The sequence below is a fragment of the Lichenibacterium dinghuense genome (assembly GCF_021730615.1).
Classification (GTDB): domain Bacteria; phylum Pseudomonadota; class Alphaproteobacteria; order Rhizobiales; family Beijerinckiaceae; genus Lichenihabitans; species Lichenihabitans dinghuensis.
On the sequence record NZ_JAJLMN010000001.1, the window covers coordinates 1,430,841 to 1,452,224 of the forward strand.

A 21,384-nucleotide genomic window follows, 5' to 3' on the forward strand; every position below is an offset into this window, starting at 1 on the left:
CATGGCGCTCGGCCGCACGCGGCGCCCGGCGCGCACGATCGACTACTGGCCCGGCTTCGTCGACGCGCTGTCGACCATGCTCCTGGTCATCACCTTCCTCCTATCCGTCTTCATGCTGTCGCAGTTCTTCATGTCGCGCGACGTGTCGCAGAAGGACAATGCGCTCTCGCAGCTCAACCGCCAGATCGAGCAGCTGACCTCGCTCCTGTCGCTGGAGCGCGCCGGCAAGGCCGACACCCAGTCGAGCCTCGCCTCGCTGCAGGCGACGCTGGATTCCGCCGACCAGGAGAAGGCCAGCCTCGCCGCCCAGCTCCAGGGCAGCGCCGCGGCGGCCGGCGCCGCCGGGGCCGCGGCCGACGAATCCGCCCGCAAGCTCGACGCGCAGTCCGACGTCCTGTCGGGCGCCATGGCGCGGGTCGACGCCCTGAACCAGCAGATCGCGGCGCTGCGCCGCCAGCTCGCCGCCATCGAGGCGGCGCTGAGCGCCTCCGAGTCGCGCGACCAGGAGGCCCAGGCCAAGATCTCCGACCTCGGCTCGCGCCTCAACGTCGCCCTCGCCCAGAAGGTGCAGGAGCTGAACCGCTACCGCTCCGACTTCTTCGGGCGCCTGCGCGAGATCATCGGCAACCGCCCGGGCATCCGCGTGGTGGGCGACCGCTTCGTGTTCGAGTCCTCGGTGCTGTTCGACAGCGGGCAGGCCACCGTGAAGCCCAGCGCCGCCCCCGCGCTCGACAAGCTGGCCGCGGCCGCCGTCGACCTCGAACGCGAAATCCCGCCGAACATCCCGTGGGTCCTGCGCGTCGACGGCCACACCGACCGGCGGCCGATCGCGTCCCCGCTGTTCAAGTCGAACTGGGATCTGTCGGCCGAGCGCGCCATCGCGGTCGTGCAGTACCTCGTGTCGAAGGGCGTCGACCCGCAGAGGCTCGTCGCGGCCGGCTTCGGCGAGTTCCAGCCGATCGACCCCGGCACGAGCGAGGAGGCGATGAGCCGCAACCGGCGCATCGAGCTGAAGCTGACCGAGCGCTGAGCCCGCGCGAAGCGCTTCGCGACGCCGTCGCGGCGGACCGCCCCGCCCTCGCCGACCTGTGGGTCCTGGCGTGGCGCGCCGCGATGCCCGAGATCGACTTCGACGCCCGCCGGCCCTGGCTCGCAGCGCACCTCGACGCGCTCCTGCTGGCGGGCGCCCGGATCATCGTCGCCGAGGTGGGCGGCGCGCCCGCGGGCTTCGTCACCGTCGACCCCGCGCGCCGTCACCTCGACCAGCTCGCGGTCCGGCCCGACCAGCAGGGCGCGGGGGTGGCCGACCGGCTGATGGGGGCCGCCAAGGCGCTGTCGCCGGGCGGCCTCTCGCTCGACGTCAACGCCGCCAACGCCCGCGCTCGGCGCTTCTACGCGCGGCACGGCTTCGTCGAGGTTTCAACGGGGAGCAACCCGCGCTCGGGCCTGCCGACGCTCTCGCTGCGGTGGGACGGTGTTGCGCAAAAACGACACGACGGAACAATTCGTCCCGCAGCCGGAAATGAAACCTGTCCATAACAAAGGACAGCCGGAGCGGGCCGGCGGGCGGTTTCGCAGTCTCGCCACACATCGCTATTATCGCGGCTGAGACGTTCGAGTTCCCTTGACGGGCCGCCCGGACGGCGCATGCGGCGCGTCCGCCGCGGGCGCGATCCCTCCAACGCGTCGGCCGGGCGGCGACGGGAGACTGCACATGATGACGCGATCGATCGTCGGCCGCTTCCTGATCCTGGCCGTGCTGCTCGTGTCGCTGGGCGTGATCGCCCAGGCGGCCCTGATCATCACGCGCGGGCCGGGCAAGGCGGTGGCCAAGGCCAACGCCGCTCCCCTCGCCGCGGCGCCGGCCTCCGCCGTGGCTTCAGCGGCCTCCGCCGCCCCGGCTCAGCAGGCACCCGCGCCGGCGACCGGCGCTCCCGCGCAGCAGGCCGTCCAGCCCGCCGACATCGCCCCGGTCCGGGTCGTCTACCCCGGACCGCTGGGCGACACGCCGGTCCAGCCGCGCAAGTTCGCCGCCGCCGCTCCCTCGGTGCCGGCCGCTCCCCCGCCCGCCGCGCCCGCCCCTGCCCCGGCCGCTCAGGCGGCCGCCCCGGTCGCCGCGGCACCGGCCGCGCCTGCGGCCACACCGGCGGTCGCCGCAGTGCCGGCCCCCGCCAAGCCCTCGCCCGTTGTGGTAGCTTCGGCCGACGCCGACACCCAGCCGGCCGCGGAGCCGCCCGCCGGCAAGGGCAGTGTGAACCTCAACAGCGCGTCGGTGGCCGCGCTGGACCATCTCGGCGGCGGCCACATCGGCCAGACCATCGTCAAGCACCGCCCCTACGGCTCGGTCGAGGATCTGGTGAGGAAGCGGGTCGTGCGCCGCAGCGTCTACGAGCAGATCAAGAATCAGGTCGCGGCGCAGTAGCTCCGCCGCGGAGAGCCTCCTCGGCCCGCTCCGGCGCCGCCGGGGCGAAGCCCGCGAGCTGGTGGCGCGCGAAGGTGTCCTGGCGCTTGGCGTAGGCGCGCGTCTCCGCCTTGCTCCGCGCCACGGCCTCCGCGAGCGACAGCGTCCCGGCGAGATGCGCGAGCAGCGGCGGCACCCCGAGCGCCCGCATGGCCGGCAGAGCGGGGTCGAGCCCGCGGGCGGCGAGCCGCTCCGCCTCGGCGAGCGCCCCCTGCTCCATCATGCGGTCGAAGCGCGCGTCGATGGCGCGGCGCAGGCCCGCGCGCTCCGGCGCCAGCGCCACACCGATCCAGCGCCCCGGCGGGAGGACGGGCGCCGACCGCCGCGCCTGGAACCACGCCAGCGGCCGCCCGGTCGCGGCGAGGACCTCCAGCGCCCGCACGACCCGCTGCGGGTCCGTCGGCCGGAGCCGCGCCGCGGTGGCGGGGTCCGCCGCCGCGAGCCGCGCGTGCAGCGCCTCGGGCGGCACCCCCTCGCTCTCGGCCCGGATCCGCGCCCGCACCTCGTCCGGCACGGGGGGGATGTCGGACAGGCCCTGCGTCAGCGCCTTGAAGAACAGCCCCGTGCCGCCGACCACGACCGGCACGGCGCCGGCCGCCGCCGCCCGGCGAATCTCCTCCGCGGCTTCGCGCAGCCAGATCCCGACCGAATAGGGCTCGGCCGCGTCGCGGTGGCCGTAGAGCCGGTGCGGCGCGCGGGCGAGGTCGGCCGCCGTGGGCCGCCCGGTCAGGATCGCGAGGTCGCGGTAGACCGCCATGGAATCGGCGTTGACCACGATCCCGCCCCGCCGCTCGGCGAGGCGCATCGCCAGCGCGGACTTGCCGCTCGCCGTCGGGCCTGCGATGAGGATCGCCCGTCCCCCGTCCACGTGATCTCCCATCCGATGCCGCAGCCCCCGGAGCCTTGTGTCGCGACCGTGATGGCCCGTAAAGGCCGGAACGAGATCGGGGCGCCGCGGCTCGCCGCGCTCGCGGCCGTCCTGCCGGGCGCCGGCGCGCCGGACTGGCTCGACCCCGGTCAGGCCGTCGACATCCCTTTCACGGCCGCCCCGGCCGACCTGCCGTCCCTGCGCGCCGCCCTCGCCGAGGCGCTGGCCGGCGAGGCGGTGGACGCCGTGCTGCAGCCCGCCGCCGGGCGGCGCAAGCGGCTGCTGCTGGCCGACATGGACTCCACGATGATCCACCAGGAATGCGTGGACGAGCTCGCGGACTTCGCCGGCCTCAAGGCCGAGGTGTCCGCCATCACCGAGCGCGCCATGCGGGGCGAGATCGCCTTCGAGCCCGCGCTGCGCGAGCGGGTGGCGCTGCTGCGCGGCCTGCCGGTCGACACGGTCGACCGCGTGCTGGCCGAGCGGATCACGCTGATGCCCGGCGGCGCGGCGCTGGTGCGGACCATGCGGGCGCACGGAGGCTATTGCGCGCTGGTGTCGGGCGGCTTCACGCTGTTCACCGGGGCGGTCGCGGCCCGGCTCGGCTTCGACGAGCACCGCTCCAACACGCTGGAGATCGACGGCGACCGCCTCGCCGGCACCGTGACCGAGCCGATCCTCGGCCGCGAGGCCAAGCTCGACCGGCTCGTCGCGCTGCGGGGGTCGCGGGGCCTCCCGCGCTCGGCCGTGATGGCGGTGGGCGACGGCGCCAACGACCTCGCCATGCTGGGCGAGGCGGGGCTCGGCGTGGCGTTCCACGCCAAGCCCGCCGTCGCCGCGGCCGCGCACGCCCGCATCGACCACAACGACCTCGACGCGCTGCTGTTCGTGCAGGGCTACAGGCGATCGGAGTTCGCGTCTTGACCGAGTTCGACGACGGCCCGGAGATGTCCGCCTTCGCGGTGGGGCCGGACGAGGCCGGGCAGCGGCTAGACAAGCTCCTCGCGCTCCACGCCGCGCGCGAGGAGCTGGGCCTGTCGCGCACGCGGCTGCAGGAGCTGATCGCGGACGGCTTCGTGCGGGTCGACGGCGCGGTGGCGGCGAACCCCAACGCCAAGCCGAAGGAGGGCGCGCGGGTGCTCTTCGCCGTGCCGCCGGCGGTCGACGCCACGCCGCTGCCGGAGGACATCCCGCTCGACATCGTCTTCGAGGACGACGAGTTGATCGTGATCGACAAGCCGGTGGGCCTCGTGGTGCATCCGGCGCCGGGCCACGCGAGCGGCACGCTGGTCAACGCGCTGCTCCACCACTGCGGCGCCGGCCTGTCGGGCATCGGCGGCGTGCGCCGGCCCGGCATCGTGCACCGGCTCGACAAGGACACGACGGGCCTGATGGTGGCGGCGAAATCGGAGCGCGCCCACAAGGGCCTCGCCGACATCTTCGCCGACCACGGGCGCTTGGGCTCGCTGGTGCGCGAATACCTCGCGGGCGTGTGGACCCTGCCCGACCGCAGCTTCGGCACGGTCGACGCGGCCATCGGCCGCCACCCGCACCACCGCGAGCGCATGGCGGTGGTGCGCGAGGACAAGGGCCGCCACGCGGTGACGCACTGGGCCGTGGAGGAGAAGTTCCCGCCCGTGGCGACGCTGATGCGCTGCCGGCTGGAGACGGGCCGCACGCACCAGATCCGCGTCCACATGGCGGAGATCGGCCAGCCGCTGATCGGCGACATGGTCTACGGGGCGGGCTTCAAGACCAAGGCGGCGGCGCTCGACGACGCCTGCCGGGCCGCCATCGCGGCGCTGGGGCGGCAGGCGCTGCACGCCGCGAGCCTCGGCTTCGAGCACCCCGTCACGGGCGAGGAGCTGCTGTTCGAAAGCCCCCTGCCGCCCGACATGGCGGGGCTGGTCGAGGCGCTGCGGGCCTACAGGCCGTGATGCCGGGCCTGCGGGCGACCTCGGCTTTCGGTCAAGGCCCCTTGATCGCCTGTTGAGCCGGTGGATGGAGGACATCCGCCACCGTCCGGATGATCTGGCTGCCGGCCATGATGGCTCCGAGCGCGAGCACGATCGTCACCACCTTCCAGGTGTCGGGCTTGTCGTTCAGCTTGCCGGACAGCGAGCCCACATCGGCGGCCGAAGCCTTGGAGTCGAGCTTGCCCTTGATCTCGGCGAGATCGAGGGCGGAGGCCCTGGTGTCGAGCTTGCCTTTGACATCCGCGAGGTCGAGGGCCGAAGCCTTCGTGTCGAGCTTGCCTTCGATCCGAAGCAACGTGTCGCCGATCGTGCGCGTGTTGGCTTTGACCTCGCGCATGTCCGCCTCGAGCCGGGCGACCCTGGCCTCCAAGGGGTCGAACGGGCCGCTCCCGCCGCCGCCCTTCGCGGCCGGGGCGGACAGGGGGCGAGCGAGGAGTTCGGTCAGTTCCTCGTCGCTCACGAGGCGCAGGTCGGGCCTGCTCATGCCCCGGCGCCCTGTCGATCCGCTATCCTCTTCAGCAGACCTCTCAGCGCGTTCCTGCTGTCGTTGAGGGCCCGCACCTTCCTCTTCCAGTTCTCTTCGGCCCTCTCGTCGTCGCCCTGCGCCAAACTTCGCAGTTCAGCATCTCCGGCCAACACGGCCAGCGAGACCTGGACGATGGACGTGTACAACGTGTCGAGATCGACTTTTCGGAGCTCGACGACGGCATCGTCGGCGAGTCCGTCCCAATCTTTCAGCTCCTCGTCCCGATCCATGACAGTCGTCCATCCGTGTCGGTCGAGCCGCGAGCCGTGCCGCGCAGGATCATGACACCGTGCGGGAGCGGCCATCAACATCGCCGTGAACAGATCGCCGAGCGCGTCCCCGCTTGGCAGCTTCCCGCGATGCCGAGGGCATGATCCGCGGTCGGATCCGCGCGGGGCCACGTCGCGCGCCTGAGCCCGGAGAGCCCCGATCGTCTCTCGGGACCGACGCGGCGAGGACGGGTCCTCCGCCCGCCGCTATTCCTCGTCCTCGTCGTGCCGGCCGCCGCGCATGTTCGAGAACACGGAGGTGAGGTCGAGGTCGTCCTCGTCGTCGTTGTGCCGGGCCTTCGACGAGGAGCCGAACACCTCCTCCTCCGTGACGGGCCGCGCGCGCGAGGTCGTGGCCTCGGCGGGCGCCAGCGTCTGGCCGCGCTCCTCGGCGACGGCGGGGCGGTCCTTGGCGGCCTTGTTGACCTCGAAGTCGAGGTCGATCTGCGTGCACAGCGCAAGCGTCACGGGATCCATCGGCGTCAGCGTCGAGGAGTTCCAGTGCGTGCGGTCGCGGATCGCCTGCAGGGTGGTCTTGGTGGTGCCGACGAGGCGCATGATCTGCGCGTCCTTCAGCTCCGGATGGTTGCGCACCAGCCACAGGATGGCATTGGGCCGGTCCTGCCGGCGCGACAGCGGGGTGTAGCGGGCGCCGCGGGTCTTCTTCGGCGGGGGAAGGCGGACCTTGGGCGGCGCGATGCGCAGGTGGTAGTTGGTGTTCTTCTCGCCGCGCTCGATCTCCTCGCGCAGGAGCTGGCCCGAGGTGATGGGGTCGTGGCCCTTGATGCCGGCCGCGACCTCGCCGTCGGCGATGCCCTTCACCTCCAGGGGATGCAGCTTGCAGAACTCCGCCACCTGATCGAACGTCAGGGAGGTGTTCTCCACCAGCCAGACGGCCGTGGCCTTGGGCATCAGCGGTGCTTCGCTCATCGCGTGTCGTCTCCTGTCGCCCAGGGCAGCGCGGGGTCGCGCCACCTCGCCGGGCGGAAAGCCCGATGACGGCCGGAGCCCGGCGTGTTCCTGCAGTCATGTTGGGGATGGCAGGATTATAAGCGCGCCGGTGCCGTGCCGCAACGTTCGAGCGATGGCGCGGCGGCGCGGGATCGCGCGGCGGCGGCGTGGTGACGGCGGGCACCGGCCTTGCTAAGCCGACCCCATGACCGACGCCGACAGCGACGCCCCCCTCCGCCACAAGCTGAAGATGGCCCGCCGCAAGGCCGTCCAGGACGCCGAGGTGGCGTCGAAGCCGATCCTCGAGAAGGGGCTGCTGATGGTCAACACCGGCCCCGGCAAGGGCAAGTCCACGGCCGCCTTCGGGCTCGCGCTGCGGGCGCTCGGCCACGGCTGGCCGGTGGGCGTCGTGCAGTTCATCAAGGGCGCCTGGGACACGGGCGAGCGCCGGCTGCTCGAAGGCTCGGAGATGGTGCGCTGGCATTCCATGGGCGAGGGCTTCACCTGGGAAACGCAGGACCGCGACCGCGACGTCGCCGCGGCGAAAGCCGCTTGGGCGAAAGCCCAAGCCTTGATGGCCGATCCCGCCATCCGCCTCGTCGTGCTCGACGAGCTCAACATCGCCCTGCGCTACGACTACCTGTCGCTCGCCGACGTCGTCGCGGAGCTGAAGGGGCGCCGCCCCGGCCTCCACGTCGTCGTCACGGGCCGCAACGCCAAGCCGGAGCTGATCGAGGCCGCCGACCTCGTCACCACCTTCGAGGCCACGAAGCACCACTTCGCCGCCGGCGTGCGCGCGCAGGCCGGGATCGAGTTTTGAGCGCACCCGCCCGCGGCCCGGCGCGCGCCCTGATGCTCCAGGGCACGGGGTCGGACGTCGGCAAGTCGCTGATCGTCGCGGGCCTGGCCCGCGCCTTCGCGCGCCGCGGCCTCGCGGTGAGGCCCTTCAAGCCGCAGAACATGTCCAACAACGCGGCCGTGACGGCGGACGGCGGCGAGATCGGCCGCGCCCAGGCGCTGCAGGCCCGCGCGGCCGGCGTGCCGCCCACCGTCCACATGAATCCGGTGCTGCTGAAGCCGCAGAGCGAGGTGGGCAGCCAGGTGGTGGTGCAGGGCCGCGTGGTGGGCAACGCCCGCGCGCGGGAATACCAGGGCTGGAAGCCGCGGCTGATGGAGGCCGTGCTCGACAGCTTCGCCCGCCTGCGCGCCGAGGCCGACCTCGTGCTGGTGGAGGGCGCGGGCTCGCCGGCCGAGGTGAACCTGCGCGTGGGCGACATCGCCAACATGGGCTTCGCGCGCCGCGCGGACGTGCCCGTGGTGCTGGTCGGCGACATCGACCGCGGCGGCGTCATCGCCCAGGTGGTCGGCACGCGGGCGGTGATCGACCCAGCGGACGCCGCCATGGTGGCGGGCTTCCTGGTCAACAAGTTCCGCGGCGACCCGACCCTCTTCGCCGACGGCATGGCCTTCATCGCCGAGCGCACCGGCTGGCCGGCGCTGGGGCTCGTGCCGCATCTCGCGGAGGCCGCGCGGCTGCCCGCCGAGGACGCCGTGGCGCTCGGCGCCCACCCCGCGCGCGGCTCGGGGGCCCGGGTCGCCGTGCCGGTGCTGCCGCGCATCTCGAACTTCGACGACCTCGACCCGCTCAAGCTGGAGCCGGGGGTGGACCTCGTGATGGTGCGGCCGGGCGAGCCCCTGCCCGTCTGCGACCTCGTGGTGCTGCCGGGCTCCAAGGCGACGGTGGCCGACCTCGCGGCGCTGCGGCGCGAGGGCTGGGACGTCGACATCCTGGCCCACGCCCGCCGCGGCGGGCGCGTGCTCGGGCTCTGCGGCGGATACCAGATGCTCGGCCGCCGCGTGTCCGACCCCGACGGCGTCGAGGGGCCGCCGGCCGCCGTCGACGGGCTCGGGCTGCTCGACGTCGAGACGGTGCTGACGGGCGCCAAGGTGCTCCGCCCGGTCGCCGGCACCACGGCCGTCGACGGCGTGTCCTTCGCGGGCTACGAGATGCACGTCGGCGTGACGCGCGGCCCCGACCGGGCCCGCCCGATGCTGCGCCTCGGCGACGGGACGGAGGACGGCGCCGTGTCGGCGGACGGCCTCGTGTGCGGCGCCTACGCGCACGGCTTCTTCGCGGACGACCGCCAGCGCGCGGCCTGGCTCGCGCGGCTCGGCGCCGCCCCGTCCGACCTCGGCTACGAGGCCGAGGTCGAGCGCGTGCTCGACCGCTTGGCCGACCACCTGGAGCGCCACCTCGACCTCGACAGGCTGCTGACGCTGGCGCGGTGAAGGGCGAGGGAAACGGCCATCTCCAGGGGTGGTCCGCAAGGGGGTGATAGGGCGCTCGCGGCCGCCGCTCACCGCAGGACGACGCCTGCCGACGCCGCGGCCGCCACGGCGAGCTGCACCCCGCAGGCCCAGCGGTAGAGCCGCAGCGCGCGGCGCAGGTCCGCCGCGTCGGCCTCGCGGCGACCGTCGCCCATGAAGCCGTCCTCGACCAGCACGGCGCCGTAGACCCGCGGCCCCGCGAGCTTCAGCCCCAGCGCGCCGGCGAAGGCACTCTCGGGCCAGCCGGCGTTGGGCGAGCGGTGGCGCGCCGCGTCGCGCCGCAGCGCGCGCCAGGCGCCCGCGGCCGAGCCGCCGGCGAGCGGGCAGGCGAGCAGAACCCACAGCGCGGCCAGGCGCGAGGCCGGCAGGTTCACGAGGTCGTCGAAGCGCGCGGCGGCCCAGCCGAAGGCGGCGTAGCGCTCGGTCCGGTGCCCCACCATGCTGTCCGCCGTGTTGGCGGCCTTGTAGAGGGCGCAGCCCGGCAACCCGCCGAGCGCCAGCCAGAAAGCCGGCGCCACGACGCCGTCGGAGAAGTTCTCGGCGAGGCTCTCGATCGCGGCGCGCGCCACGCCGGCCTCGTCGAGCACCGCGGTGTCGCGCCCGACGATCATGCCCACCGCCCGCCGCCCCGCTTGGAGCCCGCCGCGCTCCAGCGCCAGCGCCACGTCGCGGACGTGGTCGTGGAGGCTGCGCTGCGCCGGCAGGCTCGCGGCCAGCAGCGCCAGGAGCGCCACGCCCGGCCACGAGCGGCCGAGCGCCGCTTCGAGCGGCGCCGTCGCAGCCGCGGTCGCGCCGAGCAGCAGGAGGAGCGCCAGCGCGCCCGCGGCGCGGCGGCGCGGGAAGCTCCAGGCTTGGCGGTTCAGCCGCCGCTCCAGCGCGGCGAGCCAGGCCCCCATCCAGGTGACGGGGTGGCCCAGCGCGCGGTAGAGCGGGGCCGGGTAGCCGAAGGCGGCTTCGAGGCCGAGGGCGAGGCAGCAGAGCGGGATGGTGACGGAGAGGGACATCGCGGGGGGAGACGGGGAGCGGGGCCGCTTCACCTATCACGGCGGCGACCTCGGCGCGGCCCGCGCGGCCTTCCCCGCCGCACCCGAGCCCTGGGTCGACCTGTCGACCGGCATCAATCCCCTGCCCTACCCGATCCCGCCGCTCGACCCCGCGGCCTGGACGGCGCTGCCCGACGCGGGCGCGGCGCGCGCGCTCGAAGCCGCCGCGGGGCGGGCCTACGGCGCAGACCCGGCCGGCGTCGCGGCGGCGCCCGGCACGGAAGCGGTCATCCAGTGGCTGCCGCGCCTGTGCGCCGCGCGGCGCGTCGGCGTCCTCGGCTTCACTTACGGCGACCACGCCCGCGCCTGGGCGGCCGCGGGCGCGGCGGTCGAGACCGTGGACACCCTCGACGCGCTCGCCGGCTTCGACGCCGCCGTGGTGGTGAACCCCAACAACCCGGACGGCCGCCTCGTCGCGCCGGCCGACCTCGCCGCCCTGGCGGGGCGGGTCGGGCTGCTGGTGGTCGACGAGGCCTTCGCCGACGTGGTGGAGCCCGCCTGGAGCCTCGCGCCGGCGCCGCCCCCGAACGCGGTGGTGCTGCGGAGCTTCGGCAAGTTCTTCGGGCTCGCGGGGCTGCGGCTCGGCTTCGCCGTGGCGGCGCCGGCGCGCGCCGCGGCGCTGCGGGCGGCGCTCGGCCCCTGGGCCGTGAGCGGGCCGGCCCTGGCGGTCGGCCGCGCCGCGCTGGCGGACGACGCCTGGGCCGGCGCCGCCCGCGCCCGACTCGCGCGGGACGCCGCGCGGCTCGACGCGCTCCTCCTCGCCGCCGGCGCCCGGATGGCGGGCGGGACGGCGCTGTTCCGGCTGGCCGAGGTCGAGGACGGGGCGCGCTGGTTCGATCGCCTCGCCCGCGCCGGCATCCTCACCCGGCCCTTCGCCGAACATCCGCGCCGCTTGCGCTTCGGCCTGCCCGGCGACGAGGCGGCGTGGCTGCGGCTGGAGGCGGCCCTGGACGGCCCGCGCCTCAGCGCTTCTTCTTGGCCTGGTCCAGCTCCTCGCGCACCGGCGCGTGGTTGAGCAGTGCCACCAGCGACGTGCCGCCCGCCACGTTGCCGATGAAGGTCGGCACGAAGAAGTGGCCGAAATAGTCCCCCAGTCCGATCTGCCCCGTGACCACGAGGTAGGACACCTCCACCGATCCCGCGATCAGGTGCGAGGCGTGCATGATGGCGACCAGGTAGGTGATGATGAGGATCAGCAGCAGGCGCGACTGGCCGGCGCTGGGCAGCAGCCACACCATCAGGGCGATGAGCCAGCCGGCCAGCACGGATTTCAGCGCCATGTGCCAGAACGGATCCTGGATGGCCTCGTGGCCGATGTCGGACAGGGCCTGGGCCACGTCGGCGTGGAACAGGTCCGGCACGGAGATGACCCAGGCGAAGATGAAGGTGCCGACGATGTTGGCCGCGACCACCACGCCCCACAGCCGCAGCATCTTGGCGATCGAGGTCATCGAGCGCTGGGTCAGCACCGGCAGCACGGCCGTGAGGGTGCTCTCGGTGAAGAGCTGCTGGCGGCCGAGCACGACGATCATGAAGCCGGTCGTGTAGCCGAAGCCGGTGATCAGGATGCGCCAGGGCGCCTCCGGCAGCGCGCCGCGGATCACGGCCATCATCAGGAACGAGAAGCCCATCGACAGGCCCGCGCCGAACCCCGACCAGGACAGGGCCGAGATGGAGCGTTCGAGCTCGCGCTCGCCATCCTCGCGGATGATGTCGTGGATCATCACCGGCTCGGGCGCCGAGGAGATCGCGGTCTGGAACGTGTCCTTGAGCTTCTCCCCCTCGGGGGCTTCCGCTTCGGGCGGTTCGGGTTCGTGGGTCATGGCGGCACCGCGGCGGGATGTTCGGCGCGGCAGGCTACCGCCCCGCGCCCCCGCGCGCGACGAAAAAGGCCCGCCTCGCGGCGGGCCTCCCTCGATTCGCTGTGCGTAGGAGCGCTCAGTCGTTCTCGATGTAGGTGATCTTGCCGTCCGGCTGCTTCTTCCAGGTGTACATGACGTAGCCGGCCTGCTTCAGGTCGCCCTTCTTGTCGTAGCTGAGGTCGCCGATGACGGTGTGGAACGTCATGCCGTCGTGCATCTTCTCCGCCATCTTCTTGGGGTCGACGGACTTGGCCGCCTCGGCGGCCTGCGCCATCACCTGCACGGCGGCGTAGGAGTAGAGCGTGTAGGCCTGGGGATCGAACGGCGTCGAGCGCGCGGCGAACTCCTTCACCACGGCCGAGGCCGCGGGATTCTTGCGCGCGTCGGCGCCGAACGTCATCAGCGTGCCCTCGGCGCCCGGGCCGGCGATCGAGGCGAACTCGTTGTCCGTGATGCCGTCGCCCGACATCATCGGGGACTTGATGCCCTGGTCGGTCATCTGGCGGCGGATCAGGCCGCCCTCGGGGTGCAGGCCGCCCCAGTAGACGAGGTCGGCGCCGGAAGCCTTCATCTTGGACACGACGGCCGAATAGTCCTTCTCGCCGGTGTTCACGCCCTCGTAGAGCACGGGCTTGATGCCGTCCTTGGCGAGGCCAGCCATGGTGGCGTCGGCGAGGCCCTTGCCGTAGGTGGTCTTGTCGTGGAGGATCGCGATCTTCTTGCCCTTGAAGTGGGCGGCGATGTACTTGGCCGCCACCTCGCCCTGCTGGTCGTCGCGGCCGCAGGTGCGGAAGGTGTTCCAGAAGCCCTGCTCGGTGAACTTGGGGTTCGTCGAGGCGGGCGTGATCTGCAGGATGCCGTTCTCGTTGTAGACCGCCGAGGCCGGGATCGACGCGCCCGAGTTGAAGTCGCCGACCACGTACTTCACGCCGTCGCCGACGAACTTGTTGGCGACGGACACGGCCTGCTTCGGGTCGCCCTGGTCGTCGCCGACCTCGAGGACGATCTTGTTGCCGAGGATGCCGCCCTTGGCGTTGATGTCGTCGACGGCCTGCTGCGTGCCCTGCTGGAGCTGGGCGCCGAAGGCGGCCGTGGAGCCGGTGATCGGCCCGGCGACGCCGAGCTTGAAGTCCGCCGCGTGGGCGGCGCCGGAGAAGGCGAGGCCCGCCGCCAGCACGAAACCCGTCAATCCAAGAGTCTTCACGTGTGTCCTCTCCCTGCTCTGCATGCCGGCCGCGCCGGCCGTCCAGGCCGCGGCGGATTTGATGCGAATGTTTTACCCGAGTCCAGCCCGTATCGCGCGCCCCTCGGAGTGAAAGCGGCCCGGATCGCGACCGGCGGGCGAGCAAATGCCGTGCCGCGACCGGGCGAAACCCGTCGGCCGGCGCGGAAGCCCGTCCCGCGCATCGGATCGCCGCGCATCAATCGTCCGTTAAGGCTTCCCGTTTACCACGGAGGTTGTCCACGCTGCCGGTCCTGAACTGGACGTCTCCGTTCAGGTCCGCCGCCGTCGATGCTTCCCTGTCGAACTTCACGGGCCGCCTCCGGGCGGCTTCTTTTTCATCTCGTTCCAGCCGTTAACCTTGACGGCCGGTAAACGGCGCAGGTCGGATCATCGCTGTTAAACCTTCGCCGTCGCGATCATGGCTCGACTGGCGTCCGCCCGGCCGGACGGAACTGAGGATTCGGGATGGCAAGCGTTTCCAGCAGCGTCGACGGCGGCAACACGGTCAGCTTCGCCCATCGGCTCGCCGGCTCGCCGCGCTTCAAGGCGCTGTTCCGCGACGGCATGGACCTGGTCGAGCAGGTGGCCACCTACCTCGACGGCCCCGGCCGGGAAGAGGCGAAGAACCTGCCCCGCCCCGTCGCCATCGCCTACGCGGCCGAGAGCATGCGGCTCACCACCCGGCTCATGCAGGTCGCGTCCTGGCTCCTGGTGCAGCGCGCCGTCAACGAGGGCGACATGGAGCCGGCCCAGGCCGAGGCCGAGAAGCACAAGGTGCGGCTCTGCGTGCAGGACGTGGCCTCCGGCCCCGGCGTCTTCGCCCAGCTGCCGCCCCTGCTGCAAGAGCTGACCGCCCGCTCGCTGCGCCTTCAGAACCGCATCATCTACCTCGACCGCACGATCCGCCTGCCCGAGGAGTCCCTGCCGGCCGCCCCGGCCGGCGTCGCCACCGAGTTCGACCTCCAGCGCGAGCGCATCCGCCAAGCCTTCCACGCCCGCTGAGCCGGCGCCCACCACGGGACGAGGCGGGCCGCGGCCGGGCGAGCCTGACCGTGCGGAGGGCCATGCGACCTCGGGCCGTGAGGAAAGCCAGGAACTCAGGCCGATCCAAACGGATCGCTCATCCGTTCGGGTCGCGCCACCCGGGAGTTCCCATGAAAGCCGCCGCCCCCGCCCTCCTCGCCGCCCTGCCGATCGTCGCGCTCTGGGCGCTGCCCGCCGCGGCGGAAGGCTTCGATCAGGGGCAGGCCAAATCCAGGATCGAGGCGGCGGGCTACGCCGACGTGGCCGAGGTGCACGAGGGCAACCTCGGGGAATGGATGGCGCAGGCGACCAAGGACGGCCAGCACGTGATGGTGGTGCTCCACGAGGACGGGTCCGTGGCGCTCCGCCAGCAGGTGGACACGCCGCCGGCCCTGTCCGTCACGCCCCCCGCCAAGCCCTGAAACGCTCAGCCGCGGGCCAGCACGGCCGCGATCTCGGCCCGCGCCTCGGCCCGGGCGCGGTGCAGCAGCGAGGCGAGCCCGTCGAAGCCGGCCGCGCGGGCCCGATCGACGAGGCCCGACAGTTCGTCCTCGATCGCCCGCAGGGCGGCGCGGTCGGGCGGGGTCGGCAGCGGGTCCTGCAGCGGCAGGGGCGGCATGCCGGGCTGGCCGAGCGCGCCCGAGCCGCGGAACACGGTGCGGAACAGCGACCGCGCCGCGTCGAGCGTCAGATCCACCGCGGCGGCGTCGGGCCCCTCCGCGCCGCAGTCGAGCACCTCCACGAATCGGTTGTCGTAGCCGAGCGCCGGGATCGCCCGGGCTTCCTCGAGCAGGCGGGCCGCGTCCGCTCCGGCCAGGGCCGGCATCCGAGTCAGTGTCGAATAGGCGACGAAACGCGGGGCGCCGGGGCGCCGGACGGTCTCGGTCATGGCATCTCCTGGCCCGGCGAGGCGGCCCGGAGGCCGTGGCGGCTTGACCCCGACATCCCTACCGGCCGGACCTTGACGAAGCTTTGCGCCGCAGTTGCAGGACGGCGGGGATCGCGGCAGACCGGAGCCTTGCCGGATGGGGCGGTCCGGGCCCACATGCGCGAAACCCCGGGCCGCCGAACCCGCGACAGCGGTCGAAGCGTTTCAGCCGCGGCTCGGAACGGCGGCCCAGGGGCTCGCAAAGGACAGGTCTTCATGAGGATTGCCGGATCTCTCAGCGTCGCGCTGATCGTCGGGCTCTCGTCCCCCGCTTGGGCCGGGACCGAAAATCTCACCCCGGAATTCCGGGAACAAGCCGTCCAGGCCTGCACCGGCGACGCCGTGCGGCTCTGCCCGCAGAGCCTGCTGGACGAGGAGCAGACCGCGGCCTGCATGAAGCGCTACCGCGCCCAGCTCAGCCCCGGCTGCCGCGCCGTCTACGACAAGGGGATCCGCACCCAGGCTCACTGAGCGGGCGCGGCCCGCGTCAGCGGCTGCGGGCAGTTGGCCGTCATGGTGCCGATGAAGGTGCCCGGCGGGCAGGTCATCCGGATCTGCGCCGCGGCGGCACGGGGCACCGCGAAGGTAACCGGCTGCGCGTCCCGCGCGCAACCGGCGAGCGCCAGGGCCGAGGCGAGCAGGAGGGCGGCGCCCCTCGCGCCGGACCTCATTCCCCCGCCTCCGAAGCGCCGTCCATGGGTCCGCCCGGCACGTCGGCGGCCGACAGGGCCGGATAGGCTTCGCGCCCCGGCAGGTGATAGTGCCACCATTCCGGCCCGTAGTGCTCCCAGCCGCAGGCCGTCATCAGGCCGAGCAGCAAGGCCCTGTTGCGGACGGCGTCGGGGGCGAGCCCCTCCAGGCGGTCGTGCCCGGACAGGGCCGAGAAGTCGTCGAACCCCGTGCCCATCGGCAGGTCGAGCCCCGTCGCCGCGTCGACCAGCGTCAGGTCCACCGCGATGCCGCGCGGGTGCGTGCCGCCCATGCGGGGGTCGGCCACGAAGGTCTTGTCCGGCGCGGCGTCCCAGAAGAGCCGCTGCGCTTCGAGCGGGCGGAAGGCGTCGTAGACCTTCAGCGCGAGCCCGACCGCGCGGGCGCGGGCCGCCGCGCGCAGTAGGGCGTCGCGCGCCGGCGGCCGCAGCAGGGCCACGGCACGGGCGTAGACCGCGCGGCCGAGCGGGTTGTCCACGGAAGCGTAACGGAGGTCGAGCAGGATGCCGTCGGCGTCCGTGATCGGGATCAGCATGGGGCCCACCATGCCCGACCGCGGCCGCACCCTCAACCCCGCCGCAAATCCGGGACAGGATCGGCGGCGACCGCGCTTCGCAGGCCCGACGACGGAATTTCAGTGGGATTTTTTCCCACAGAGTGATAGGGGTTCAGCATGCTGCCACCCATGCCACGGTTCGCCCTCGCCCTCCTGGCCGCTCTGGCCCTCTCGGCACCCGTCCGGGCGGCGGAGATCAAGGCCGTGCCGTCGCCCTCGGGCGGAGCCGTGGTGGAGCTCAACGGCATCGTCGAGCCGGGCGACGACGCGAAGCTCGCGGCGGCCCTGGCCACGGCGCCGCGCCCGCACGCGATCCGCCTGTCGAGCCTCGGCGGCAACGTGCAGGCCGCGCTGGCGCTCGGCGAGGCCGTGCGGCGCGAGGGCCTCGCCACCACGGTACCGGCGCGGGGCGTTTGCGCGTCGGCCTGCGGGCTGGTGTGGCTCGCCGGCACGCCGCGCGCCATGGGCGAGGACGCCCACGTCGGGCTCCATGCCGCCTACCTCCGCCGCAACGGCGTCAGCGTCGAGACCGGGGCCGCCAACGCCCTGATCGGGGCCTATCTCGGCCGCCTCGGCTTCGACGACCGCGCGATCGTGTACCTGACCAGCGCGGCGCCCGACGAGATGACCTGGATCCTCCCGGCCGACCGCCAGCGCTACGGGATCGCCTACGAATCCTCCTCGGCGCCGACGCTGGCCTCGGCGGCCGCGCCCTCGCCGGACGATCATTTCCTGACGAAGCCGATGGCCCTGGCGGGGGCCATCGCGTCGGCCGCGGTCGCCGCCGTCGACCGCCTGATGGGCCACGTCCCCGCGGGGGCCGGCGCGCATTGAAGGCGGTGCGGCGATCGATGGGGCGCCTCGCCGGCCGCGCGCCGCTCCTCGGCCTCGCCGCGCTGGCGTCTGGCTGCGCCCTCCAGGTGCAGGACGGGGCCGGGCGGGTGGCCGACGTCGCGCGCTACGCCACCTCCTACGACCACGTCGTGGACCCGCGCGCGAACCTGCTCGACCGCGCCCTGGCGGACTGTTCGGAGAAGACCGTGAAGGCCGAGGCGGCCTGCGTCCGGCAGGGCATCGATGCGGCGCACCCCGCCGTCGGGGCCCTGATCGCGCTGGTGCCCGGCTGCCGCGCCGGCCAGGTCTGCCACTACGAGCACACGACGCGCGACCGGCTCGGCTTCGTCCGGGCCAGCGCGACCGACTACGTCAAGCGCTGGCGGATCGACCTCGACTTCACCCACCCGGCCGCGGACGCGGCGCGCGTCCCGGTGACCGTCGTCGACCGGGACGATTTCGACGCGCCGCCGCCCGGGAAGCCCCCCGCCTGACCGCGCCGAGGGCAGCCCGGAGGGAGGGTCAGTCGTCCTGCTTGGCGTCGATGATGGCGTTCAGCACGTCGATCGCCATCCAGGGCTTGCCGATGTAGACGACCCGCGGGCCGAGTTCGGCCGGGCGCTCGGCGAAGCCGCCCGAAGTCACCACCACCGTGATGTCCGGGTGTGTTTCGGTGATGGCGCGGGCGATGCGGAGCCCGTCGGTGGCGCCCATCAGGCGCACGTCGGTGAACACGGCCTCGACGGCCGCGGGGTTCGCCTGCACGTAGGCCAGGGCGCGGTCGCCGTCCTCGAAGTCCACCACGGTGAGGCCCGCCGCGGCGAAGGTCTCGATCGCGTATTGCCGCAACAGCGGCTCGTCCTCGATGACGACGATGGCGCGATCCATGGCGAGAACTCCCGAGCGCGGCATGCCCCGGGGGAATGCCCTGCCCTCAACGCGGGCCGCGGCCGTTTGGCCGAGAGGGCTCCGCCCTACTCGGCCGCGACGCCGAACTTCAAGCCGCCGGAGCCGCACCTCGACACCGTGGCGAGGACGAGCCAGGTCGTCGAACACGGGACGACCTGGGCCCGGGCGGCCGTCGGCTGGCCGCGCACGGCCGCCTCCGGCGGCGGCGCGCTCGCACACCCGCCCAGCCCGGCCAATGCCGCCAGCGCGAGCGTTCCCATCACACGACGCATCCCGTCCCTCCTCCGACGGCGCGGTCGCCCGCGCCGTCGGACGAGTCTATCACCCCGCCCGGCCGCCCGCGATGGCGCGGCGGACACGCCGGGCGGCGAAGTGCGGCCTCAGGCGGCCCGGGAGCGGATCACTTCTTGACAGGCGCGGCCGGAGCCGCCGCCGGAGCCGCGCTGGTCGCCGGCAGGCCGGTCACCTGCGCGGCCTGGGCCGGCGTGTCGCCGAACGCCACCGTGTCGGTCCGCAGCAGGTCCTGCGCGGCCTTGAGGGCGAGGTTGGCCTCGTAATACTTGCCCTGGTCGAGCAGAGTCGCCGCCGCTTCGGCGTGGACGTTGGTCTCCTTGATCGGCATCAGCACGCGGGTGAAGGCGATGTCGATGGCGCCCTGCTTCAGCGTGTCCATCGCCTTGGCGGTGTCGCCGTTCTTCAGGTGCTCGTTGGCTTCCTTGACCTTGGCGGTCTTCTCGGGGGTCAGCACCATGTCGTCGGCGATGGCCATCTGCCCGTCGATCGGGATCAGGTCCGGGTTGCCGGTGCCCTTGCCGTCGGCGGTCGGCGCGCCGTTCGGGAAGTCCTTGGGGGCCTGCGCGATCACGGTCTTGAGGTCGGCCTCGGCGTCCTTGACCAGCGTCTTGGCGGCGTCCGTGTTGCCCTGGAAGATGGCGATGCGGGCCGCGCCGAGCTCCCGCTCGGCTTTGAAGCCGTCGTTCGAGACCATCAGACGCTTATCGGTCATCGCCTGTTGAGATCCGGCCTTGGCCGCATCGCTCGACGTGTCGGCCGCGAAGGCCGGAGCGCCCGCCAGCGTAGAACCGATCAGGAGCGCCGAAACGAGCGCGACTGTATTGCGGCGATATTCAGACATGACTGACTCCGTTTGGGACAGCCGGGTTCGCCCCGGCTCGCGTTGCTACAAGCGCGGCCAGGGGCGGGTGGTTTCATTAAATCATGCCGGAAGAGTTACAAATCGCTCACTCAATCTATGAGGGAGTGATGCGGCGCAGAACGCCTCCGCGCGAGCGTCAGCGGCCGAGGCGGGCCGCCACGTCGGCCACGATGCCCTCGGCCGCGCCGTCGGCCGGCACCGTCATCACGTCCGCCTCGTCGGGCCCTGGCCGCTCCAGCGTGTCGAACTGGCTCCGGAGCAGCCCGGGCGGCATGAAGTGGTCGGTGCGCGCCCGGAGCCGCCGCTCGATCTGCTCGTAGCCGACGTCGAGGAAGGCGAAGCGCACGCGGCGCCCCGTGTTCTCGCGCAGGCGGTCGCGATAGGACCGCTTCAGCGCCGAGCAGGCCAGCACCACGCCGCCCTGCGCCGCCGCGTGCTCGACGAGCGACGCCGCCACGCGGTCGAGCCAGGGCCAGCGGTCGGCGTCGTCGAGCGGGTGGCCCGCGTGCATCTTCTCGACGTTGCTCCGCGGGTGGAGGTCGTCCCCGTCGACGTAGGGCAGGCCGAGCCGGCCCGCGAGCTGTTCGGCGACGGTCGACTTGCCGGAGCCGCTGACCCCCATGACGACGAGGGGCAGCGGGGGCGCGGGATCGGAGTCCGTCACGGCAGAACCTTTCGAAACGGCGTTCAGGCGACGCGGCTCCGCGCCGCCTTCATCGGGGCCGGGGGCTGCTCGGGCAGGTCCAGCAACGAGCGGAAGTAGCCGATCGTGCGGGCGAGGCCGTCCCTCAGCGCCGTGGTGGGCTGCCAGGCGAGCTCGGCCTTGGCGCGGGCGAGGTCGGGGCGGCGCTGGCGGGGGTCGTCCTGGGGCAGCGGGCGGTGGACGAGGCGCGAGCGCGAGCCCGTCATCTCCACCACGGTGTCGGCCAGCTGCCGGATGGTGAATTCGCCGGGGTTGCCGAGGTTGATCGGCCCCGTGACGCCGCGCGGCGTCGCCATCAGCCGCATCAGCCCGTCGACGAGGTCGTCGACGAAGCAGAAGGAGCGCGTCTGCGAGCCGTCGCCGTAGAGCGTGATGTCCTCGCCCTTGAGGGCCTGGACGATGAAGTTCGACACGACGCGCCCGTCGTCCGGGTGCATGCGCGGGCCGTAGGTGTTGAAGATGCGCGCGACCTTGACGTCGACGCCGTGCTGGCGGTGGTAGTCGAAGAACAGCGTTTCGGCGCAGCGCTTGCCCTCGTCGTAGCAGGACCGCGGGCCGATCGGGTTGACGTGGCCCCAATAGTCCTCGGGCTGCGGATGCACGGCGGGGTCGCCGTAGCATTCCGAGGTCGAGGCCTGCAGCACCGGCACCTTCAGGCGCTTGGCCAGGCCCAGCATGTTGAGCGCCCCGATGACGCTGGTCTTCGTGGTCTGCACGGGGTCGGACTGGTAGTGGACCGGCGAGGCCGGGCAGGCGAGGTTGTAGATCGCGTCCACCTCGACGTGCAGCGGGAAGCACACGTCGTGGCGCAGCAGCTCGAAGCGCGGGTTCGCCACGAGGTGGGCGACGTTGCGGCGCTGGCCGGTGTAGAAGTTGTCGACGCACAGGACCTCGTGGCCGCGGCCGAGCAGCGCCTCGCACAGGTGAGAGCCGACGAAGCCGGCACCGCCGGTGATCAGCACGCGTTTCTCGGTCAAGTCAGTCTCCCGCGGGGCCGCGACGTGTGCCGGCGGGCCAGCATCAACTTACCTCGCGGTCGCGCCGCGGCGCAAATGCGG

Annotated in this window: 28 protein-coding genes; 13 read left to right on the forward strand and 15 right to left on the reverse strand. The window is 73.2% G+C overall.

The features are described 5' to 3' along the window. Window position 1: 1 nt before the first annotated feature. From L7N97_RS06840 to L7N97_RS06850, 3 genes are all read left to right on the forward strand, one after another. Entirely contained in the window at window positions 2–1,030 is a 1,029-nt protein-coding gene (locus tag L7N97_RS06840) for a peptidoglycan -binding protein (protein WP_237477581.1), read from the forward strand. A 56-nt stretch (window positions 1,031–1,086) separates the two neighbouring features. Next, window positions 1,087–1,539, forward strand: a complete 453-nt coding sequence (locus L7N97_RS06845; RefSeq protein ID WP_428981050.1) for a GNAT family N-acetyltransferase — start codon at window positions 1,087–1,089, stop codon at window positions 1,537–1,539. Between the two features lie 175 nt (window positions 1,540–1,714). Next, on the forward strand, window positions 1,715–2,422 hold the full coding sequence (locus tag L7N97_RS06850) for a helix-hairpin-helix domain-containing protein (protein WP_237477583.1): 708 nt from the start codon (window positions 1,715–1,717) through the stop codon (window positions 2,420–2,422). Here L7N97_RS06850 and miaA read toward each other — a convergent pair. Further along, window positions 2,397–3,266 (reverse strand): tRNA (adenosine(37)-N6)-dimethylallyltransferase MiaA, encoded by an 870-nt coding sequence (gene miaA / locus L7N97_RS06855; RefSeq protein ID WP_428981051.1) that lies wholly within the window; start codon window positions 3,264–3,266, stop codon window positions 2,397–2,399. The two genes, L7N97_RS06850 and miaA, sit on opposite strands and share 26 nt — an antisense overlap. Before the next feature lie 114 nt (window positions 3,267–3,380). Here miaA and serB point away from each other — a divergent pair, with 114 nt between their 5' ends. Both serB and L7N97_RS06865 read left to right on the forward strand, forming a co-directional pair. After that, the gene (gene serB / locus L7N97_RS06860; RefSeq protein ID WP_237477585.1) at window positions 3,381–4,253 is read left to right on the forward strand and encodes a phosphoserine phosphatase SerB; all 873 of its coding nucleotides are present in this window, start codon (window positions 3,381–3,383) and stop codon (window positions 4,251–4,253) included. Window positions 4,254–4,276: 23 nt separating this feature from the next. Next, window positions 4,277–5,266: an RluA family pseudouridine synthase gene (locus L7N97_RS06865; protein WP_237482077.1), complete on the forward strand. Its 990-nt coding sequence runs from the start codon at window positions 4,277–4,279 to the stop codon at window positions 5,264–5,266. 31 nt (window positions 5,267–5,297) lie between these two features. Here the strand turns inward: L7N97_RS06865 and L7N97_RS06870 are convergent, their stop codons facing one another. The 3 genes from L7N97_RS06870 to L7N97_RS06880 form a co-directional block, all read right to left on the reverse strand. After that, window positions 5,298–5,765 carry a hypothetical protein gene (locus L7N97_RS06870; RefSeq protein ID WP_237477586.1) on the reverse strand — a complete coding sequence of 156 codons (468 nt, stop codon included), beginning with the start codon at window positions 5,763–5,765 and terminating at the stop codon, window positions 5,298–5,300. A 20-nt stretch (window positions 5,766–5,785) separates the two neighbouring features. Further along, on the reverse strand, window positions 5,786–6,061 hold the full coding sequence (locus L7N97_RS06875) for a hypothetical protein (protein WP_237477587.1): 276 nt from the start codon (window positions 6,059–6,061) through the stop codon (window positions 5,786–5,788). 246 nt (window positions 6,062–6,307) lie between these two features. Beyond that, the gene (locus L7N97_RS06880; RefSeq protein ID WP_237477588.1) at window positions 6,308–7,030 is read right to left on the reverse strand and encodes a DUF1013 domain-containing protein; all 723 of its coding nucleotides are present in this window, start codon (window positions 7,028–7,030) and stop codon (window positions 6,308–6,310) included. A 226-nt stretch (window positions 7,031–7,256) separates the two neighbouring features. On the opposite strand from L7N97_RS06880, the gene cobO reads away from it, so the two are divergent. Then, a complete protein-coding gene (gene cobO, locus L7N97_RS06885) occupies window positions 7,257–7,871 on the forward strand; it encodes a cob(I)yrinic acid a,c-diamide adenosyltransferase (protein WP_237477589.1) in 615 nt (204 codons plus the stop codon). A 32-nt stretch (window positions 7,872–7,903) separates the two neighbouring features. Beyond that, window positions 7,904–9,340, forward strand: coding sequence for a cobyric acid synthase (locus tag L7N97_RS06890; protein ID WP_237482079.1), 1,437 nt, complete (start codon window positions 7,904–7,906; stop codon window positions 9,338–9,340). A 68-nt stretch (window positions 9,341–9,408) separates the two neighbouring features. On the opposite strand, the gene cbiB is transcribed toward L7N97_RS06890, so the two are convergent. Beyond that, the gene (gene cbiB, locus L7N97_RS06895; RefSeq protein ID WP_237477590.1) at window positions 9,409–10,383 is read right to left on the reverse strand and encodes an adenosylcobinamide-phosphate synthase CbiB; all 975 of its coding nucleotides are present in this window, start codon (window positions 10,381–10,383) and stop codon (window positions 9,409–9,411) included. On the opposite strand from cbiB, the gene cobD reads away from it, so the two are divergent. Beyond that, window positions 10,364–11,437, forward strand: a complete 1,074-nt coding sequence (gene cobD, locus L7N97_RS06900; protein WP_237477591.1) for a threonine-phosphate decarboxylase CobD — start codon at window positions 10,364–10,366, stop codon at window positions 11,435–11,437. The genes cbiB and cobD overlap by 20 nt on opposite strands. Here the strand turns inward: cobD and L7N97_RS06905 are convergent. Together L7N97_RS06905 and L7N97_RS06910 are read right to left on the reverse strand one after the other, a co-directional pair. Then, the gene (locus tag L7N97_RS06905) at window positions 11,385–12,245 is read right to left on the reverse strand and encodes a formate/nitrite transporter family protein (RefSeq protein ID WP_237477592.1); all 861 of its coding nucleotides are present in this window, start codon (window positions 12,243–12,245) and stop codon (window positions 11,385–11,387) included. The two genes, cobD and L7N97_RS06905, sit on opposite strands and share 53 nt — an antisense overlap. Before the next feature lie 115 nt (window positions 12,246–12,360). After that, window positions 12,361–13,488, reverse strand: coding sequence for a branched-chain amino acid ABC transporter substrate-binding protein (locus L7N97_RS06910; RefSeq protein WP_237477593.1), 1,128 nt, complete (start codon window positions 13,486–13,488; stop codon window positions 12,361–12,363). A 486-nt stretch (window positions 13,489–13,974) separates the two neighbouring features. Here L7N97_RS06910 and rcdA point away from each other — a divergent pair, with 486 nt between their 5' ends. Both rcdA and L7N97_RS06920 read left to right on the forward strand, forming a co-directional pair. Next, window positions 13,975–14,511 (forward strand): protease adaptor protein RcdA, encoded by a 537-nt coding sequence (gene rcdA / locus L7N97_RS06915; protein ID WP_237477594.1) that lies wholly within the window; start codon window positions 13,975–13,977, stop codon window positions 14,509–14,511. Between the two features lie 152 nt (window positions 14,512–14,663). Then, window positions 14,664–14,954 (forward strand): hypothetical protein, encoded by a 291-nt coding sequence (locus L7N97_RS06920; protein WP_237477595.1) that lies wholly within the window; start codon window positions 14,664–14,666, stop codon window positions 14,952–14,954. Window positions 14,955–14,959: 5 nt separating this feature from the next. Here L7N97_RS06920 and L7N97_RS06925 read toward each other — a convergent pair whose 3' ends face one another. Beyond that, on the reverse strand, window positions 14,960–15,421 hold the full coding sequence (locus tag L7N97_RS06925) for a hypothetical protein (protein ID WP_237477596.1): 462 nt from the start codon (window positions 15,419–15,421) through the stop codon (window positions 14,960–14,962). A gap of 255 nt (window positions 15,422–15,676) precedes the next feature. On the opposite strand from L7N97_RS06925, the gene L7N97_RS06930 reads away from it, so the two are divergent. Beyond that, window positions 15,677–15,931: a hypothetical protein gene (locus L7N97_RS06930; protein WP_237477597.1), complete on the forward strand. Its 255-nt coding sequence runs from the start codon at window positions 15,677–15,679 to the stop codon at window positions 15,929–15,931. Here L7N97_RS06930 and L7N97_RS06935 read toward each other — a convergent pair. Both L7N97_RS06935 and ddpX read right to left on the reverse strand, forming a co-directional pair. Further along, window positions 15,925–16,131, reverse strand: a complete 207-nt coding sequence (locus L7N97_RS06935; RefSeq protein WP_237477598.1) for a hypothetical protein — start codon at window positions 16,129–16,131, stop codon at window positions 15,925–15,927. The genes L7N97_RS06930 and L7N97_RS06935 overlap by 7 nt on opposite strands. Beyond that, window positions 16,128–16,703 carry a D-alanyl-D-alanine dipeptidase gene (gene ddpX, locus L7N97_RS06940; RefSeq protein WP_237477599.1) on the reverse strand — a complete coding sequence of 192 codons (576 nt, stop codon included), beginning with the start codon at window positions 16,701–16,703 and terminating at the stop codon, window positions 16,128–16,130. The genes L7N97_RS06935 and ddpX overlap by 4 nt, the downstream gene beginning before the upstream one ends. Before the next feature lie 150 nt (window positions 16,704–16,853). On the opposite strand from ddpX, the gene L7N97_RS06945 reads away from it, so the two are divergent. Together L7N97_RS06945 and L7N97_RS06950 are read left to right on the forward strand one after the other, a co-directional pair. Then, window positions 16,854–17,558, forward strand: a complete 705-nt coding sequence (locus L7N97_RS06945) for a hypothetical protein (RefSeq protein WP_237477600.1) — start codon at window positions 16,854–16,856, stop codon at window positions 17,556–17,558. Between the two features lie 17 nt (window positions 17,559–17,575). After that, window positions 17,576–18,052 carry a hypothetical protein gene (locus tag L7N97_RS06950; protein WP_237477601.1) on the forward strand — a complete coding sequence of 159 codons (477 nt, stop codon included), beginning with the start codon at window positions 17,576–17,578 and terminating at the stop codon, window positions 18,050–18,052. A 28-nt stretch (window positions 18,053–18,080) separates the two neighbouring features. Here L7N97_RS06950 and L7N97_RS06955 read toward each other — a convergent pair whose 3' ends face one another. From L7N97_RS06955 to L7N97_RS06975, 5 genes are all read right to left on the reverse strand, one after another. Continuing rightward, window positions 18,081–18,446, reverse strand: coding sequence for a response regulator (locus L7N97_RS06955; RefSeq protein WP_237477602.1), 366 nt, complete (start codon window positions 18,444–18,446; stop codon window positions 18,081–18,083). 86 nt (window positions 18,447–18,532) lie between these two features. Next, entirely contained in the window at window positions 18,533–18,739 is a 207-nt protein-coding gene (locus tag L7N97_RS06960) for a hypothetical protein (protein ID WP_237477603.1), read from the reverse strand. 128 nt (window positions 18,740–18,867) lie between these two features. After that, window positions 18,868–19,602 carry a YfdX family protein gene (locus L7N97_RS06965; RefSeq protein ID WP_237477604.1) on the reverse strand — a complete coding sequence of 245 codons (735 nt, stop codon included), beginning with the start codon at window positions 19,600–19,602 and terminating at the stop codon, window positions 18,868–18,870. A gap of 157 nt (window positions 19,603–19,759) precedes the next feature. Next, window positions 19,760–20,287 (reverse strand): gluconokinase, encoded by a 528-nt coding sequence (locus tag L7N97_RS06970; protein ID WP_237477605.1) that lies wholly within the window; start codon window positions 20,285–20,287, stop codon window positions 19,760–19,762. 23 nt (window positions 20,288–20,310) lie between these two features. Continuing rightward, window positions 20,311–21,303, reverse strand: coding sequence for a UDP-glucuronic acid decarboxylase family protein (locus L7N97_RS06975; protein WP_237477606.1), 993 nt, complete (start codon window positions 21,301–21,303; stop codon window positions 20,311–20,313). Between the last annotated feature and the right edge of the window lie 81 nt (window positions 21,304–21,384).